Origin of the sequence: Rothia sp. HMSC08A08 (assembly GCF_001808385.1) — a bacterium.
In the GTDB taxonomy this organism is placed as follows: Bacteria; Actinomycetota; Actinomycetes; order Actinomycetales; family Micrococcaceae; genus Rothia; species Rothia dentocariosa.
The window spans coordinates 1-15,485 of record NZ_KV793062.1 but is presented as its reverse complement, the minus strand read 5'-3'; the positions used below and the strand labels follow the sequence as shown (position 1 = coordinate 15,485).

The 15,485-nt window shown below is 55.8% G+C and carries 15 protein-coding genes; all 15 read left to right on the top strand.

The features are described 5' to 3' along the window. Window positions 1-130: 130 nt before the first annotated feature. The 15 genes from groES (at window position 131) to guaA (ending at window position 14,897) form a co-directional block, all read left to right on the top strand. Window positions 131-418: a co-chaperone GroES gene (gene groES, locus HMPREF3164_RS03745; protein WP_004005229.1), complete on the top strand. Its 288-nt coding sequence runs from the start codon at window positions 131-133 to the stop codon at window positions 416-418. Window positions 419-547: 129 nt separating this feature from the next. Next, the gene (gene groL, locus HMPREF3164_RS03740; RefSeq protein WP_070449001.1) at window positions 548-2,137 is read left to right on the top strand and encodes a chaperonin GroEL; all 1,590 of its coding nucleotides are present in this window, start codon (window positions 548-550) and stop codon (window positions 2,135-2,137) included. Window positions 2,138-2,402: 265 nt separating this feature from the next. After that, on the top strand, window positions 2,403-3,920 hold the full coding sequence (gene guaB / locus HMPREF3164_RS03735; RefSeq protein ID WP_048751688.1) for an IMP dehydrogenase: 1,518 nt from the start codon (window positions 2,403-2,405) through the stop codon (window positions 3,918-3,920). A gap of 201 nt (window positions 3,921-4,121) precedes the next feature. Continuing rightward, window positions 4,122-5,252, top strand: coding sequence for a GuaB3 family IMP dehydrogenase-related protein (locus HMPREF3164_RS03730; RefSeq protein WP_048754743.1), 1,131 nt, complete (start codon window positions 4,122-4,124; stop codon window positions 5,250-5,252). 271 nt (window positions 5,253-5,523) lie between these two features. Next, the gene (locus tag HMPREF3164_RS03725; RefSeq protein WP_070448999.1) at window positions 5,524-6,102 is read left to right on the top strand and encodes a hypothetical protein; all 579 of its coding nucleotides are present in this window, start codon (window positions 5,524-5,526) and stop codon (window positions 6,100-6,102) included. Window positions 6,103-6,195: 93 nt separating this feature from the next. Continuing rightward, window positions 6,196-6,660, top strand: a complete 465-nt coding sequence (locus HMPREF3164_RS03720) for a hypothetical protein (RefSeq protein ID WP_210398365.1) — start codon at window positions 6,196-6,198, stop codon at window positions 6,658-6,660. Window positions 6,661-7,267: 607 nt separating this feature from the next. Further along, complete coding sequence (locus HMPREF3164_RS03715; protein ID WP_070448997.1) at window positions 7,268-7,690, top strand: hypothetical protein; 423 nt, start codon at window positions 7,268-7,270, stop codon at window positions 7,688-7,690. Window positions 7,691-8,180: 490 nt separating this feature from the next. Then, on the top strand, window positions 8,181-8,507 hold the full coding sequence (locus HMPREF3164_RS03710) for an NTP pyrophosphohydrolase (protein WP_202976109.1): 327 nt from the start codon (window positions 8,181-8,183) through the stop codon (window positions 8,505-8,507). A 201-nt stretch (window positions 8,508-8,708) separates the two neighbouring features. After that, window positions 8,709-9,257: a DUF6301 family protein gene (locus HMPREF3164_RS03705; protein ID WP_070448996.1), complete on the top strand. Its 549-nt coding sequence runs from the start codon at window positions 8,709-8,711 to the stop codon at window positions 9,255-9,257. Between the two features lie 217 nt (window positions 9,258-9,474). Further along, window positions 9,475-9,900, top strand: a complete 426-nt coding sequence (locus HMPREF3164_RS03700; protein ID WP_070448994.1) for a hypothetical protein — start codon at window positions 9,475-9,477, stop codon at window positions 9,898-9,900. 151 nt (window positions 9,901-10,051) lie between these two features. Beyond that, entirely contained in the window at window positions 10,052-10,693 is a 642-nt protein-coding gene (locus tag HMPREF3164_RS03695) for an SMI1/KNR4 family protein (RefSeq protein ID WP_070448992.1), read from the top strand. After that, window positions 10,677-11,342, top strand: a complete 666-nt coding sequence (locus HMPREF3164_RS03690) for a DUF6301 family protein (protein ID WP_371440313.1) — start codon at window positions 10,677-10,679, stop codon at window positions 11,340-11,342. Before HMPREF3164_RS03695 ends, HMPREF3164_RS03690 begins: the two co-directional genes overlap by 17 nt. 180 nt (window positions 11,343-11,522) lie before the next feature. Beyond that, a complete protein-coding gene (locus HMPREF3164_RS03685) occupies window positions 11,523-12,545 on the top strand; it encodes an SURF1 family protein (RefSeq protein ID WP_070448990.1) in 1,023 nt (340 codons plus the stop codon). Between the two features lie 38 nt (window positions 12,546-12,583). Further along, entirely contained in the window at window positions 12,584-13,168 is a 585-nt protein-coding gene (locus tag HMPREF3164_RS03680; protein WP_070448988.1) for a DUF3817 domain-containing protein, read from the top strand. Between the two features lie 136 nt (window positions 13,169-13,304). Then, on the top strand, window positions 13,305-14,897 hold the full coding sequence (guaA, locus tag HMPREF3164_RS03675; RefSeq protein ID WP_048754737.1) for a glutamine-hydrolyzing GMP synthase: 1,593 nt from the start codon (window positions 13,305-13,307) through the stop codon (window positions 14,895-14,897). Window positions 14,898-15,485: the final 588 nt, after the last annotated feature.

Here is a 15,485-nt window from a genome sequence, read left to right as displayed (position 1 = left end):
TTCTTGACCGGGTGCCGCTGGGATTCTAAAGTTGAATTTAGCACTCGAAGCGGTGCAGTGCTAAATGCCCAGGCACTAGGGCTAAACCGCTTCACAAATTCTTAAAAACTGACTAACAAGGAGCATACCTATGGCTATTAAGCCCCTCGAAGACCGAGTAGTTGTCAAACTAGAGCAGGCTGAGCAGACCACCGCATCCGGTCTGGTTATTCCCGAAACTGCAAAGGAGAAGCCGCAGGAGGCCCGCGTAGTAGCTGTGGGACCCGGTCGCGTGGATGATAAGGGCAACCGTGTTCCCGTCGATATCGCTGAAGGCGACGTAGTCGTGTTCTCCCGCTACGGCGGCACCGAGGTCAAATACCAGGGCGAGGAATACCTGATTCTCTCCGCTCGTGACGTTCTGGCGATCGTCGACTAATTTCGCATATATGCAGGATGCGCCGCCGGTTTCTCGCGCGGCGCATCCGCTATACCTGACCTGGATTTGGCGCACGTGCGCCTTCTACGATATCGAACGCTCACAACCCTCAAGGAGTAGCGAATATTCATGGCTAAACAGCTTGAATTCAACGATGCCGCCCGTAAGTCCCTGCAGGCTGGCGTCGATAAACTCGCCGATGCGGTCAAGGTTACCCTCGGCCCACGCGGGCGCAATGTTGTGCTCGATAAACAGTGGGGTGCACCGGTTATCACGAATGATGGTGTCTCGATCGCCCGCGAAGTTGAGCTTGAAGACCCCTATGAAAACTTGGGCGCGCAGCTCGCTAAAGAGGTAGCCACCAAGACTAACGACGTTGCTGGTGACGGTACGACTACCGCAACCGTGCTGGCGCAGGCACTCGTGAATGAGGGGCTGCGCAACGTAACAAGCGGTGCGGCACCTGCGGAGGTGAAACGTGGCATTGAGGCCGCCGTTGAGAAGGTCTCCGAGCGTCTGCTTCACGATGCCCGCGAGGTACAGGGTCCGGAAGTTGCGCATGTTGCCGCTATTTCGGCTCAGTCCGACCAGATCGGCGAGCTTTTGGCATCTGCTTTTGAGAAGGTCGGTCAGGACGGCGTCATTACTATCGAGGACGGCTCCTCCACTGAGATTGAGCTTGACATTACCGAGGGTATGCAGTTCGACAAGGGCTACCTTTCGCCTTCGTTCGTGACCGATGCCGAGCGTGGCGAAGCGGTTCTTGAAGATAGCCTCATTCTGCTCTACCAGGGTAAGATCTCCACTGTTGCCGAGATTATGCCTCTGCTGGAGAAGGTCGTACAGGCGAAAAAACCGCTGACCATTATCGCCGAAGACGTTGATGGTGAAGCACTGTCCACCCTCGTGGTGAATAAGCTCCGCGGAACTCTCGACGTTGTGGCGCTTAAGGCTCCCGGGTTCGGCGATCGCCGCAAGGCTATTATGCAGGATCTCGCCATTCTGACCGGCAGCATCGTGATTACCCCCGAACTGGGTATCGACCTGGCTCAGGCAACTCTCGAAGAAACCGGTTCGGCGCGCCGCGTGACCGTCACCAAGAACACCACCACGATTGTGGACGGCGGTGGCAGCAAGGAAGCGGTTGAAGACCGTGTGCAGCAGTTGCGCCGAGAGATCGAGGCCGTCGATTCCGAGTGGGATCGCGAAAAGCTCAAGGAACGCCTGGCGAAGCTCGCCGGTGGCGTGGGCGTGATCAAGGTGGGTGCGGCAACCGAGGTTGAGGCTAAGGAACGTAAGCACCGCATCGAAGACGCTGTGTCTTCTACCCGCGCGGCTCTTGAAGAAGGCATCGTATCCGGTGGCGGTTCGGCACTGATCCACGCCAGCAAGGCGCTCGACGGTTTTGAACTCGATAGCCACGACGCAAACGTAGGTGTGCAGATTGTACGCCGCGCCCTGGTACAGCCGCTGCGCTGGATTGCCGAAAACGCTGGCGACGACGGCTATGTGGTGGCGGCAAAGGTCGCCGAACAGCCCGTTGGTCACGGTTACAACGCCAAAACCGGTGAGTATGTTGATCTGTTCGAAGCGGGCGTAATTGACCCCGTGAAGGTCACCCGCTCTGCGCTGCAGAATGCATCATCTATCGCGGCTTTGGTACTCACGACCGAGACTCTGGTGGTTACCAAGCCCGAAGAAGAGGACGAAGACGAATAATTGATGGGTTGCCCGGTTCGAGGAGAGAAAATCTCGTTGAACCGGGCAACAACTATCTGTAGGGGCTTGATGCAGACTGGCCTGAAATAAACGCAAGCGCAGCCTTGAACCGGATACTGCTTACAGGAAAGGCGCGCATCCAAACCACTCCGTGTACCCCGAAGCAGACGTAAGCGTTTACCATAGAGGTACGACGTTTTACACCCGGTGGCACCACTCGCTACACAACATCTATACATCCGGTACAGCATTTGAAAGGCTAAACATGACTGTCCCCACCGCCCTGACCGACGATCCCTTCGGTTTCACTGGTCTGACCTATGATGACGTGTTGCTTCTACCCGGCAACACCGATGTTATTCCCTCCGATGCCGATACCAGCACTCGACTTTCCAAGCGTATTACCCTGGGCACCCCCATTATCTCCGCGGCGATGGATACCGTCACCGACTCTCAAATGGCGATCGCAATGGCGCGTCTAGGCGGTATGGGTGTGATTCACCGCAACCTTTCGATCGAGGACCAGGCGGCGCATGTTGATCGCGTGAAACGCTCCGAATCGGGTATGATTATCAATCCCGTCACTATCGGGGCTGGTGCGACTATCAGCGAATACGATAATCTGTGCGGCTACTACAAGGTTTCGGGTCTGCCGGTGGTCACCGAAGACGGCAAACTTGAAGGTATTATTACCAACCGCGATATTCGCTACCTCTCGCGCTCGGACTACGAAAGCACTCTCGTGCGCGATGTCATGACCCCGATGCCGCTCATTACCGGTTCGCCGAACCTCACGAAGGATGAAGCCTTCGCCCTGCTCTCGAAGAACAAAATCGAGCGTTTGCCCCTTATTGACGAGGCCGGTAAACTTGCCGGGCTGATTACCCTCAAAGACTTTGTGAAGACCGAACAGTACCCGCGTGCCACCAAGGATGACGATGGTCGCCTGCGCGTTGGCGCTGCTATCGGTTTCTTCGGCGACGGCTACGAACGCGCTATGGCCCTGGTCGAGGCCGGGGTGGATGCGCTCTTCGTCGATACCGCCAACGGACATTCCCAGGGCGTGCTCGATATGATTTCCCGCTTGAAGAAAGATTCCGCAGCCGCACATGTCGATGTGATCGGCGGTCAGGCGGCAACCCGTGAAGGTGCTCAGGCCATTATTGATGCGGGCGCAGATGCCGTGAAAGTCGGCGTGGGTCCCGGATCAATTTGCACCACTCGTATTATCGCGGGTGTGGGCGTACCTCAGGTAACCGCGATTAACGAATCCGCGAAGGCAGCTATTCCCGCCGGTGTTCCGCTCATCGCCGATGGTGGTATGCAGCACTCCGGTGAGATCGGCAAGGCTCTGGTTGCTGGCGCCGATTCCGTGATGCTTGGCTCGCTTCTAGCGGGAACCGCCGAGGCTCCCGGCGATCTGATTTTCATGAACGGTAAGCAGTTCAAAGCCTACCGCGGCATGGGTTCGCTGGGCGCTATGCAGACCCGCGGTCGCCACAAGTCCTACTCGAAAGACCGTTATTTCCAGGCAGACGTTTCCAGCGAAGAGAAGCTGATTCCCGAGGGAATTGAAGGGCAGGTTCCGTTCCGCGGACCGCTTTCTGCCGTGCTGCATCAGCTTGAGGGCGGTCTGCGTCAGACCATGTTCTACGTGGGTTCACGCACCATTGAGGAGCTTAAGACCAAGGGTAAGTTTGTGCGCATCACCCCGGCGGGTCTGAAAGAATCTCACCCGCACGATATTACGATGACTGTCGAGGCACCTAACTACCGCCGTTAACCACCGCTGACCGGCTTAGTGGTGTGTATGGCTCGAACATTAGAGAATCTATTCCGTCGTGCATTTTGTGATATTTCTAAATAATCTGCGGCTGAACGGGCTATACACCGAGTAGAGTAGATACTGCATCAGGCGCGTAGTCTTGCGGGGCAGCCGTGCGCCAAGAAACACCGGTCAGATACCTTCCGAAGGGAAACATACATGTCCGATATTCAGATTGGGCTCTCTAAGAGTGCCCGCCGCACCTATGCGCTTGACGATGTGGCGCTGGTACCAACGCGCCGCACCCGTGACCGTCGCGATGTCGATACGTCATGGCAGATTGACGCCTTCAAATTTGACACCCCAATTGTGGGCGCACCGATGGACTCTGTGATGTCTCCAGCGACCGCGATTGCGCTCGGAAAGCTCGGTGGGCTAGGCGTGCTCAACCTAGAAGGCTTGTGGACTCGCTATGAGGACCCGCAGCCGCTTCTAGACGAAATTACTGAGCTTCCCGAAGCTGATCCCGCCTCTGCTACCACGCGCATGCAGCAGATTTACGCTGAGCCGATTAAGCCCGAGCTGATTACCGCGCGCCTGGAAGAAATTCGTGATTCGGGTGTTATTGTGGCGGGCTCGCTTACCCCGCAGAACACCCAAGAACATTACGAGACCGTGGTGCAGGCCGGGGCCGATCTTTTCGTGATTCGCGGCGCGTCGGTCTCTGCGGAGCATATCTCAACTTCGCATGAACCGCTGAACCTCAAGAAATTCATTTACGAGCTGGATGTACCTGTTATGGTCGGCGGCGTGGCAGGGTATACCCAGGCGAAGCACTTGATGCGCACCGGTGCCGCCGGTGTTCTGGTGGGCTTCGGCGGCGGTTCCGCGATGACCACCCGTAAGGGGCTGGGCATTTCTGCGCCGATGGCAACCGCTATTGCCGATGTTGCTGCGGCTCGTTCGGACTACCTGGACGAATCCGGTGGACGGTATGTTCATGTGATTGCCGACGGCGGGCTTAGCCGTTCCGGTGACCTGGTGAAGGCACTGGCTCTGGGCGCGGATGCGGTAATGATCGGCGCTCCTCTGGCACGCGCATCCGAGGCGCCGGGTCAGGGCTGGTACTGGGGTAATGAGGCGCATTCGGTGGATTTCCCGCGCGGCGTGCGTACCCCGCTGGGTGTCGTTGGAACCCTCGAAGAAGTGCTGTATGGGCCTTCACACCATGTGGACGGCACGAGCAATATTGTGGGGGCGCTCAAACGCGCTATGGCAACCTGCGGTTATCTGGACTTGAAGAAGTTCCAGAAGGCAGAGATGACGCTTGTGCCTGAATATCGGGGATAATTGCGGTCAGTCTCGCGTTCTGTTGAGTGCGCAGGAACCGAGTGAACATTCTCTTTGCCGAAACGTATTGCGCCCTCACCGGTGAAAATATCCGGTGGGGGCGCATTGTGCTATTCCGAGTCAGGCGCGGAAGCTGGGTATATGATCATACGCGGGGCACAAGCGAGCAGAATCCCGTAGCATGAATAGGGTTAGGTGGGTAATGCGTGGGTGAGCGTGGTGCTGCACCGAAGAAACCGGTCGGGCGAGTTGATATGGGGAATGCATAGTTATGAGTGCGCAAGAGATGGACGCAGAGAAGGCCTTCGAGCGGTTCGAGTCCATGCTGCGGGACTGGCTGCGTGACAGCGGCGGGACTCGCATCGACATCGACTATCACGCCATCCACCGCACCGGGCATGTCATCAACTGGCTGACCATTGACGGTCAGCGCAAGGGCGTCCTGTTTCCCGCGAAGCTGGACTTCACCATGGATGACCTTCGTCCGGCGCAGGTGGATCCTCGTCGGGGTGCGTGGACATACTCGCACCTGTGGATGGAGGCCTCGGACGGTGTGCTGCATCAGGAGTCGGACTGGATGCGTGAGCCAGTCATTAACGGCGAGCCGGTGTCGGAGCAGGGCGCGGCGGTGGAGCTGAGGTTGCACCCCAGGGATCCTGAGTTCATCCCGGAGTGGATGGCGACCAAGGCAGCCGCCTTCCACAAGAAGGAGGAGGCCCGAGCAGGACGTCGCGAACGCGACCGAGCCCGCCGGGAACGCAAGAAGGCTGAAGCTGCCCAGGCTGCGCAGGAGGCCGAGACGAATACGTCGAGTACTGCCAGTGAGGCGGCGGAGAAGGCGAGTAGCTGACTCGGTCGAAGCAGACCGATAGCATAGGAGATTTGTTTATTGTGCGCCCGGTCTTTGTGGGGTGGAGCTCTTGGATGATGAAGGAGAATGACAATGATGGAGTGGTCTTTTGAAGGTCAGATGGAGGTCGCGCAGGCGATCGCGAACCAGTGGGGTGCGTGGATGCGTGCTAACGGCGTTCAGGAGGTCGTCGTTGAGGTTGAGGGTGTCGGTACCCGTGCGGCTGTGAGCAGTCAGGTGCAGCATCAGGGCCATTGGGTGAACAATGCCCTGCCGATGGAGCTAGTGCGCTTGGGTGTGGATCTGCGTGTGGCTATGGGGCGCCCTGGAGGCGGGGCGTGGACCTGGGCACGGCTGTCCATGAGCAGCACAAGCTCGTCTCCGACTTCAACTACGACCGTGAACCCGTTCTGGACCCACCCTACACAGCTCAGGATGTGGCCCAAGAACTGGAGGCTTTCCCGCGGGAACCGAATGCTATTCCTGACTGGATGCGTATCGGCGGCTAGGCTGCCTTCCGTGCCCGTTGTTGGTTTCCTGGCTGAGGCACCTTACTGACCAACCCACTCAGCGGTGGGGCCACGTCCTTCCCACTTGGCCCCACCGCTTTGCCCTCACTGGAATAACACTTCCCCTACCCTGAACTGGCCCCGCATGGTGGGCGACCGACTCGATGCTCTTCATATGGCCACCGAATTGTCCTCAGTGAGTTTCGGCCCTAGGAGGGGGACAGGATGACGTTGTCCAGTAGGGGCTAAACCGACGGAACCCGTCATCAAGGAGGCCCGCCGCGACGACCTGTAACCCATGGCGCGAGCAGCGAAGTAGAGACCTTGGTTTGGCGTTTGCCGTCACACGCGGGTGTCGGTTTAGGAGTTGGTAAAAGATTCGTGTCCGCAACAATTGAATCACCAGCAATGACTGATCTTACTGAAGCTGAAGAGAAGTATTTCGCAGAGGGAGGGGAATTCTAGCTCTCGTAATGAGACTTAAAGTAGCTTCAATTGCCGAGTTTTCTCGCATTGAGTCCACGATGAGTGACCTGATTACTGAAGCAGGGGGTGTGGTAAGGCAGGGGCGAGCATAACCGAACCCGAGAGATTCTCGGCCCGGACGTTGAGCTGCACATACAACTGAAACCATAAACTTAGAAGGAGGACATAGAATGGGCGTCAGATACCTCTATACCACTCTCAATTCAGGACGCATTATCGCCGACACTGACACGTTCCTCAGCGAGGGAAAGCGGCATTGGCCAGACTCCAAGGGTACACGCTGGAACGACGATGAAGACGATACCGATGCAGACATTCTGCTTACTCCAGATGGAGCATCGACGGTTATCAGTCACTTCAGCGACAATCGACTCATATCTGTGAGCGGGGCAGAATTTGAGGAGGCGGCCGACATTGCCGTTTGGGTGCGATCTCTTAACCCGGACCCCAATTTGGTGTTATGGTTCACTACGAACGTCTTCGACGGGCACACCGTTCTGACTCCGGGCATCACACCCCAGCAGGTTATTGATCAGTGGGTGGACCATCGTGAGCATGACCCCTATGCGGAGTACCCCGAATACTTCTCCTGACAACTCCGCCAACACCGCCAAGAGCACCAAGGAAGAGAAGTATCTTCTCAATTAAGAGAAGAGGCTGGCAAATCTCTTCAGCGGATGGTTGGTTTAAGTAAACGGGGTCAAACATGGGTGGTTCTATGACAGGCTGGCTCAGAAGGTGAACCGGGATCGAGAACATTCACGGCACAGCCTCTCTTAGATAAGGGCAGAGAGAATTCAATCGGGCCGTCTCCTCTGACAACCCAGCATGAGTTAACCTCAGTGGCAACGAAGTCATAGAAGTTGTCAGAGCGATATATATGAGCAGCCTTGAGGGGGAGTACAAATGGAAAGGCATTTTACAACGTGGACCGTCAGTCCAAGGTTCGGCCTAAGGAACAATTTCCTCACCCCACAGACACCAAACATAATTTTCAACGAGATAAAAGACCAGCTGGGGTCTCCAAAATTCCTACGACTTGGTGGTTTCTTTTCGTTTGGTGTGCGTGCGCTTCCGGAGGAGGTGTTGTGGCCGGAGGACGTTCCCAAGAACGACCCCTCCCTCAACAGCTACATGCAGGCCGCAGGTGTTCATGAGGCGATGACTATTGAGGTGCGGGTTTCCGACGGAAGTGACTCCTACACTCACTACACGGTGGCTCGTGAACCTGTGGCCGATCCCGAGGCGTGGACCACGGTGTCCTGGGACAACGGGAACCCCGAACCCTTCACCATCCAGGTTCACCCCGAGGAGGTCTTCACCGGTGAGCAGGCAGTCCCCATCTTCCAAACCTATATCGAGGACAACGCCCTACCACCGGCCAACTTGCTGCGCCGAATCGACGTCTAACCACCAACCTACCACCATGGCTCCGCACCCCACCCGGTGCGGGGCAGATGTTCGGAACGGGTACATAAAGATGGCAATCAGGGGGAGAGCGAGACGCGAAATTGGTAGAGTAGAAGCTACTGGCGCACCTTCCGAGATCACACCTAAAGTCGCTCAGATCTTCAATCTATCGACAAGCCTTAGAAAGCCTAGGAAAGTACCATGAACCCTAGTAAGTCAAATGATGCAGGCTCGGAAACGTCAGGCTTTCGTTCGTACCCAGTCGATCAGGCATTGAATATCATTCGAGCAATAGCCGAGCATCGGTGGCCCATGACTGTTGAAGAGGCATTCTCGTTGCGAGATCAGTTCGGCTGGATACCCGCTCCCGACGACGGGAGATTTTTCGTTACCCCCGTTAGCAATGGCGAGGAAGATGGAACTATAAGCATTGACCGAGAGAACAGAATTTACATATCAGGAATTGACTTCAACTTAACCTCCCAACTTCCTAAAGATGCAAACCCTGACATTCAGTCAGAAATGCGGTCAGTATATTCGAGGTACGTCGAAGCCCTCACTATGAGATATGGTGCAGGTGAAGCCAGATCCAGCAGTGACGTAGATGGTGTTTTGTGGTACCTGCCATCGCGCGCAAGCGTTGACATAGGGATTACTCGCCGATCTATTTCTGTAGCAATTGAATCACCAGCAATGACTGATCTTACTGAAGCTGAAGAGAAGTATTTCGCAGAGGGAGGGGAATTCTAGCTCTCGTAATGAGACTTAAAGTAGCTTCTCGTGAATTATCATGAGCAGGGGTATCTGTGAATGTCGAATACGGTAAATATGCAATGATGCTGTGGCGGCAAGAACCACAATGACCATACGCGGGGCACGGGAGCATTAAACCCCGTAGCATGAATAGGGCAGGCGGGTAGCGTGCAGTGGTTTACGGTATTTCGCAGGTAAGGTGAGAGGAAAAATTGTGGGCGTTAATTACCTATATCCCGTTCTCAGTTCAGAGGATACCCTCATTGATGTCGAAGCTTTCTTACGCGAAGGGCAGCGAAAATGGCCCGGGTGTAAGACGGCGCAGTGGACCGCTGAGGAAGACCGCTTGACGGATGCCGACATCATTATTACCCCTGATGGGGCATCGACGATTATTAGTCATTTCACTGATGGTCGGCTCATATCTGTTGATGGGGCAGATTTTGAGGAGGCCGTAGAGATCGCCGCATGGGTGCGGTCTTTGAACCCAGACCCTGACGTGGTGCTATGGTTTACATCCAGTGCTTTCGATGGTCACACAGTCTTGACTCCGGGAATTACACCCCAGCAGGTGCTTGAGCAATGGGTAGATCACCGTGAACACGACCCTTATGTGGAGTACCCTCAGTACTTCTCGTGAATGATGTAGTCATAGTGAAAGGGGGCGAGGCTGATATGGGCACGGTAAATCCTGAGAGTATGGCGATACCGGCAAGCTAGTAGTGATTGGTTGCTGCGGCAGCAGAGCTGGTTTTTAGAGCCGGATAGGAGATAGGAAGAGGCTAAGGCGCATGACAGATGAGGCTATGGGTGTACCCAGCGGGACAAATCGGGCTATGTCGGAATGGACGTGGCAGGACTACCTGAACTGGGGGCAGGAGATTAACCAAGAGCGAATGGAGGCCGACTGGAAGGGCCTGTGGGACTACGCACCGCCCAATGCAGGAGCCTCTGAAGAAACACTGGCACGTACTGAGGCTCAGCTGGGTTTTCGTTTGCCAAAGTCCTATCGTGATTTTCTCAAGGTAGCCGACGGCTGGCCCTGTTTCTACCAGGACATGACGATCTTCTCCACTAGTGACCTTCTTGGCGGCGAACTGCGTAGGCTGGGCGGGGTTCAGCTGGAGCTGGAGGAGTGCATTGAGGCTATGGCTTCAGACGGTGTTATCGCTGCTGACCATTTCATGGTTGCCGCCGCACAGGGGTCGATTGACATCGTTCTGATGGGGCGGCCCGGTACCCCGGCGGAGGGGACTGCCTCGTGGGTGCGCGGTGAAGTACTAGGACGCTACGACGATCTTCTGGACTATTACCTGTCTATGATGGAGTACAACAAGCTCGAAACCGCCGATCTCAGAAAGGACTTCGGCCCCAAGCCCGACGGCGTTCCCCACGCTGTCCTCGATATACGCTCCAATGAAGGGGAAGACTGACGCAGTTCGCATAGCTAGGTGGGCTATGGCGTTCTCACGCCCGAGGCTGCTCAGCATCTTAAGAATCTATCGACAAGCTCTAAAAATCCCAGAAGAGAGACCGAATTCTCATATGTTATATGAAGCAAACTCTAATCCGTCAGGCTTTCGCGCGTATCCGGTCGAGCAAGCGGTGGCTATCATCCAAGCAATAGCTGAGCACCGGTGGCCTATGACTGTTGAAGAGGCATTCTCGCTACGAGATCAGTTCGACTGGATACCCGCTCCCGACGACGGGAAATTTTTCGTTACACCCGTCAGTAACGGAGAGGAAGATGGCCACATAAGCCTAGATGTCAGCAACAATAAATTTGTATCCGGGATTTCTTTCCGCTTGACCAGTCTCGCATCCCCGGACCCAACCCCAGAAATTAAGGCATTGATACAGTCGGCACGCTCAGGCTACGTTGCTGGACTTACATCACTGTACGGGGCTGCAACCCCTGGCCCTAGCAGCGAAGTAGAAACTTTGTCTTGGTATTTGCCGTCGCGCGCGAGTGTTGGTTTAGGAGTTGGTACAAGACTCGTGTCCGCGACAATTGAATCGCCTGCGATGACTGATCTTACTGAAGCTGAAGAGAAGTATTTTGCGGAGGGCGGGGAGCTTTAACGCTGTGCGCCGCTGGTTTGCTGCCAGCTAGTTTTTGGTTCTGGGTCCTTACCGTACCGGCTAGACTGCGTTCTACACTGGGAAACGACGCATCTCTGCCAACTATTCACCGGGACTTTTCCCCGCGTAGGTTACCAACGGCGTTAGGGGCACATCACGCAGACGCGCTACCCTAGATATGTGTGGAAATTGGCGTTTACTCCCCGCTGGCTGGGTGGGCTTTTGCTGGCTCTCGTCTTCGTGACGGGGTTTGTTGCGCTCTCCAGCTGGCAGTTCAACGCCTCCACCTCACAGCAGGTACATTCCGATCCTGCGAAAGATCGGGTGCGACCTTACACCGAGATTCTGCAGGCGCATCAGCCCGTGACGAACTTGACGGTTGATACCGTAGTGCAGGCGAAGGGGGAGTACGTTCTCGGATCCTCCATGCTGGTAGCGGGTCGCCTCAATAACGGTGACCACGGGTACTGGGTTCTGAGTGAATTCATTCCCGAAGGAACCGATAAAGCCGCCGCTTTGGGAAGCACCAAGCCCCGTGCCATCACAGTGGCACGAGCCTGGATAGCGGGCGAGGATGATCATGCGCCGAGCATACCCGCCGAACCGACAGGGACAGTTGAGGTTGCCGGTCGTGTAGTAAATGCCCAGGGCGCCGCCCCGTACACGCGCACGACCGAGAAGGTGCTGGAAAGCGCATCCCCGGCACAGCTGACAAACCTGTGGGATGCGCCCCTCTATGACGGCGTGCTCACGCTTTCCGCCGAAGTACCCGAGAACAAAAAAGTACCCCTCACCGAACAGTACACAATCGCGGAAAACGCCACTATTATTGGACAGTCTGAGAATCTGCGCCCTATTCGCGCAGCCCAGGCTACCAATGATGCCAACATCAACTGGCTCAACATCTTCTACTCGCTCGAATGGTTGATTTTCGCGGCTTTCGCCCTCTACCTGTGGGGACGCATGCTTAAGGATGCGGCGCATCGTGCCGCCGAACCCGCCGAATACACCCAGTATTTCGAGTACGAGGGCGAATACTTTGTGGACGAAGCCACCGGACGCCCCTACTATTGGGACCCCGCCGACGAGCAGTACTATTTCTTTGATGAAGCTCCCGAAGAAGCATCCGTGCGTATGGAAGATACACCATGCAACGCTCCGGAGAGCGTTAATCCTCAGAAACCTGCAGATACAAAAGACTAACGCAAGCTAAACTCATCAGCACACACGAGAGGCACAGCATGTCAGAGAATTCCGAGAAGAACACAAAAATTACCCCGGTAGAACGTACCGACGGGCGCAAAGTCACCCTATCGCAGAATGCCTCAAAAGCATCAGCAGACGGGGCAGAACACGCGCCCCAGGGCGGATTTACGGTGCGCAAAAAATTTGGCGGTACCGAAACGCAGATTCGTTCCGCACTCACCTTCTATAAATGGTGCGCCTGGATATCCGGTACCTTCCTGCTGCTGCTGGTGGTTGAGATGATTACCCACCACGGGATGGGCTATGACCTGGTGGCGGGTGCAAAAGACGCCGCAACCGGTTCCGATGTGTCGCTCGGCATCCTTAACCGCGAAACCGGAAACCTTACCGGCGGAGTAAACATTTCCACGTGGGTGCTTATCATTCACGGCTGGTTCTACATTATTTATCTGTTCTCCTGCATTCGTATTTGGCTGCTCATGCGCTGGGGCATCGCCCAGCTCATCGTCATGGCGCTCGGCGGCGTGGTGCCGTTCCTCTCATTCATCGTTGAGAAGCGCATTCACGCAGAAACCTTGGCGCAGCTTGACGCTAACCCGCAGGCGACTAAGCGGTACTAGCCCCAGCATCGGCGAAAGCCTAACGGCGAGTACCCCTGAATGGGTGCCACATAAAACTTTTGTCTCTCCCGTAGAATAGAAATACAAGACTTCGCGCGCTCGCGCGGAATTTCGACCTGACACGTGAGGAAAATCCGTGACCGACTCTGTACACCCGGATCAGCTTGAAGAGCGTCCGGTTCTGGTGGTAGATTACGGTGCCCAGTATGCGCAGCTTATTGCTCGTCGCGTGCGTGAGGCGGGTATCTACTCTGAAATCGTTCCCCACTCTATGAGCACCGAAAAGATGCTTGCTAAAAACCCTGCCGCGATTGTGCTTTCGGGCGGGCCTTCATCGGTGTATGCCGATGGCGCCCCCCGCGGCGATAGGGCACTATTTGAGGCTGGCGTGCCGGTCTTCGGCATCTGCTACGGTTTTCAGGTGATGGCGCAAACCTTGGGCGGTACCGTGGCGCAGACCGGTTCCCGCGAATACGGCGCAACCGATGCAACTTTGTGTGCAGTTGATTCTTCGTTCCTCACCGGCACCCCGCAGACGCAGAACGTGTGGATGTCGCACGGCGATTCTGTGACCGAAGCCCCCGCCGGGTTTGAGGTTCTGGCGCAGACCCCGGGTGCGTCCGTGGCGGCGTTCGTGGATGAGCACCGCAAGCTGGGCGGCGTGCAGTGGCACCCCGAGGTGAAGCACTCCGACTACGGTCAGGTTGCGCTTGAGAACTTCCTGTATAACATCGCCGGACTTAAACCCACCTGGTCAACTGACAATATCATTGAGGAACAGGTTGCGAAGATTCGTGAGCAGGTTGGCGAAGACCGCGTGATTTGTGCGCTTTCTGGCGGCGTGGATTCTTCTGTTGCTGCGGCTCTCGTGCATAAGGCCGTGGGCGATCAGCTGACTTGCTTCTTTATTGACCACGGGCTGCTGCGCGCGGGTGAGCGTGAACAGGTTGAGCAGGATTACGCCGCGTCAATGGGTATCCGTGTGATTACCATTGATGAGTCAGAGCGTTTCCTCACCGCACTGGCTGGTGTGAGTGATCCCGAGCAGAAGCGTAAGATTATTGGCCGCGAGTTCATCCGCTCCTTCGAGCAGGCCGAGCGCAAGCTCATTGAGGAAGCGGGCGAAGAGGGCGCACAGATCAAGTTCCTGGTGCAGGGCACCCTGTACCCGGATGTGGTTGAATCCGGTGGTGGCGAGGGCGCAGCGAATATTAAATCGCACCACAATGTGGGCGGTTTGCCTGAGGATTTGGCGTTTGAGCTGGTCGAGCCGTTGCGTACCCTGTTTAAGGATGAGGTTCGCGCGATTGGCCGTCAGCTGGGTGTTCCCGAGAAGATCGTGGCGCGCCAGCCGTTCCCCGGCCCAGGTCTGGGTATTCGTATTGTGGGTGAGGTGACCCGCGAGAACCTTGAGACCCTGCGCGCGGCGGATGCGATTGTGCGTGAAGAGCTGACTGCCGCCGGTCAGGACGAGCATATTTGGCAGTGCCCCGTAGTACTTCTTTCCGGTGTGCGTTCGGTGGGTGTTCAGGGCGATGGCCGCACTTATGGGCATCCGATTGTGCTGCGCCCGGTTTCTTCGGAGGACGCGATGACAGCCGACTGGTCGCGTCTGCCCTATGATCTGCTAGCAAAAATCTCGAACCGGATTACGAACGAAGTCAAAGACGTAAACCGCGTGGTGCTGGATGTAACCTCCAAACCTCCGGGAACCATTGAGTGGGAGTAGCCCTGCGGGGGAGTAGCCCCTAGGATTCAACCCAGTTTTGTGTAGATAAGCCGCCCGGTGTGTTCTGAGCTTTCAGGATGCACCGGGCGGCTTTGCTGTGGTCATAAAGGTATAGAAGCTGCGCCATGATCCTCTTGAAACGGAATATTTCATCAAGTCCTTCTGCAGCAGAATACGGTTTCGGACGCCCATGATGGGAATGTGAAAGTCTGGAGCGTACTCGATAACAGGTGCAGGCTTGGTTTTCAGAAAATCTTGCTGGTGTTCTCGGTATTGTTCCGCTTGTGGTTTTACCAAGGCTCAAACCCACAAAGTGAATAAACCTTAGAATAAGTGTGACCAGCGTAATGAGAAAAGCAGTACAAATAACTCTAAATTGGCTTAGCCACTGTGAGAACTGGGGGACAGCGTTGTAGACAAGAGTCACGAACCAGCAGGGGTAAGAGCCATTGTTTTTACTGTCATCTGGGAGGTACCCCTAATGAATGACCCTCAGTGTTTTTGTCCTGAAAGTTGGGTGGTCTTCTTAATACTATTCGTCATGATGATAATCGTTAAGATGCCCAAAATAACCTCGTAAAGGGCTAC

What these genes read in the sequence shown, in the direction of transcription:
- HMPREF3164_RS03690 (WP_371440313.1), top strand. Translation starts at nt 10,677, where the DNA reads ATGAAGGGGAAGACTGACGCAGTTCGCATAGCTAGGTGGGCTATGGCG.
- guaB (WP_048751688.1), top strand. Translation starts at nt 2,403, where the DNA reads ATGACTGTCCCCACCGCCCTGACCGACGATCCCTTCGGTTTCACTGGT.
- HMPREF3164_RS03720 (WP_210398365.1), top strand. Translation starts at nt 6,196, where the DNA reads ATGATGGAGTGGTCTTTTGAAGGTCAGATGGAGGTCGCGCAGGCGATC.
- HMPREF3164_RS03715 (WP_070448997.1), top strand. Translation starts at nt 7,268, where the DNA reads ATGGGCGTCAGATACCTCTATACCACTCTCAATTCAGGACGCATTATC.
- groL (WP_070449001.1), top strand. Translation starts at nt 548, where the DNA reads ATGGCTAAACAGCTTGAATTCAACGATGCCGCCCGTAAGTCCCTGCAG.
- HMPREF3164_RS03680 (WP_070448988.1), top strand. Translation starts at nt 12,584, where the DNA reads ATGTCAGAGAATTCCGAGAAGAACACAAAAATTACCCCGGTAGAACGT.
- groES (WP_004005229.1), top strand. Translation starts at nt 131, where the DNA reads ATGGCTATTAAGCCCCTCGAAGACCGAGTAGTTGTCAAACTAGAGCAG.
- HMPREF3164_RS03695 (WP_070448992.1), top strand. Translation starts at nt 10,052, where the DNA reads ATGACAGATGAGGCTATGGGTGTACCCAGCGGGACAAATCGGGCTATG.
- HMPREF3164_RS03705 (WP_070448996.1), top strand. Translation starts at nt 8,709, where the DNA reads ATGAACCCTAGTAAGTCAAATGATGCAGGCTCGGAAACGTCAGGCTTT.
- HMPREF3164_RS03725 (WP_070448999.1), top strand. Translation starts at nt 5,524, where the DNA reads ATGAGTGCGCAAGAGATGGACGCAGAGAAGGCCTTCGAGCGGTTCGAG.
- HMPREF3164_RS03730 (WP_048754743.1), top strand. Translation starts at nt 4,122, where the DNA reads ATGTCCGATATTCAGATTGGGCTCTCTAAGAGTGCCCGCCGCACCTAT.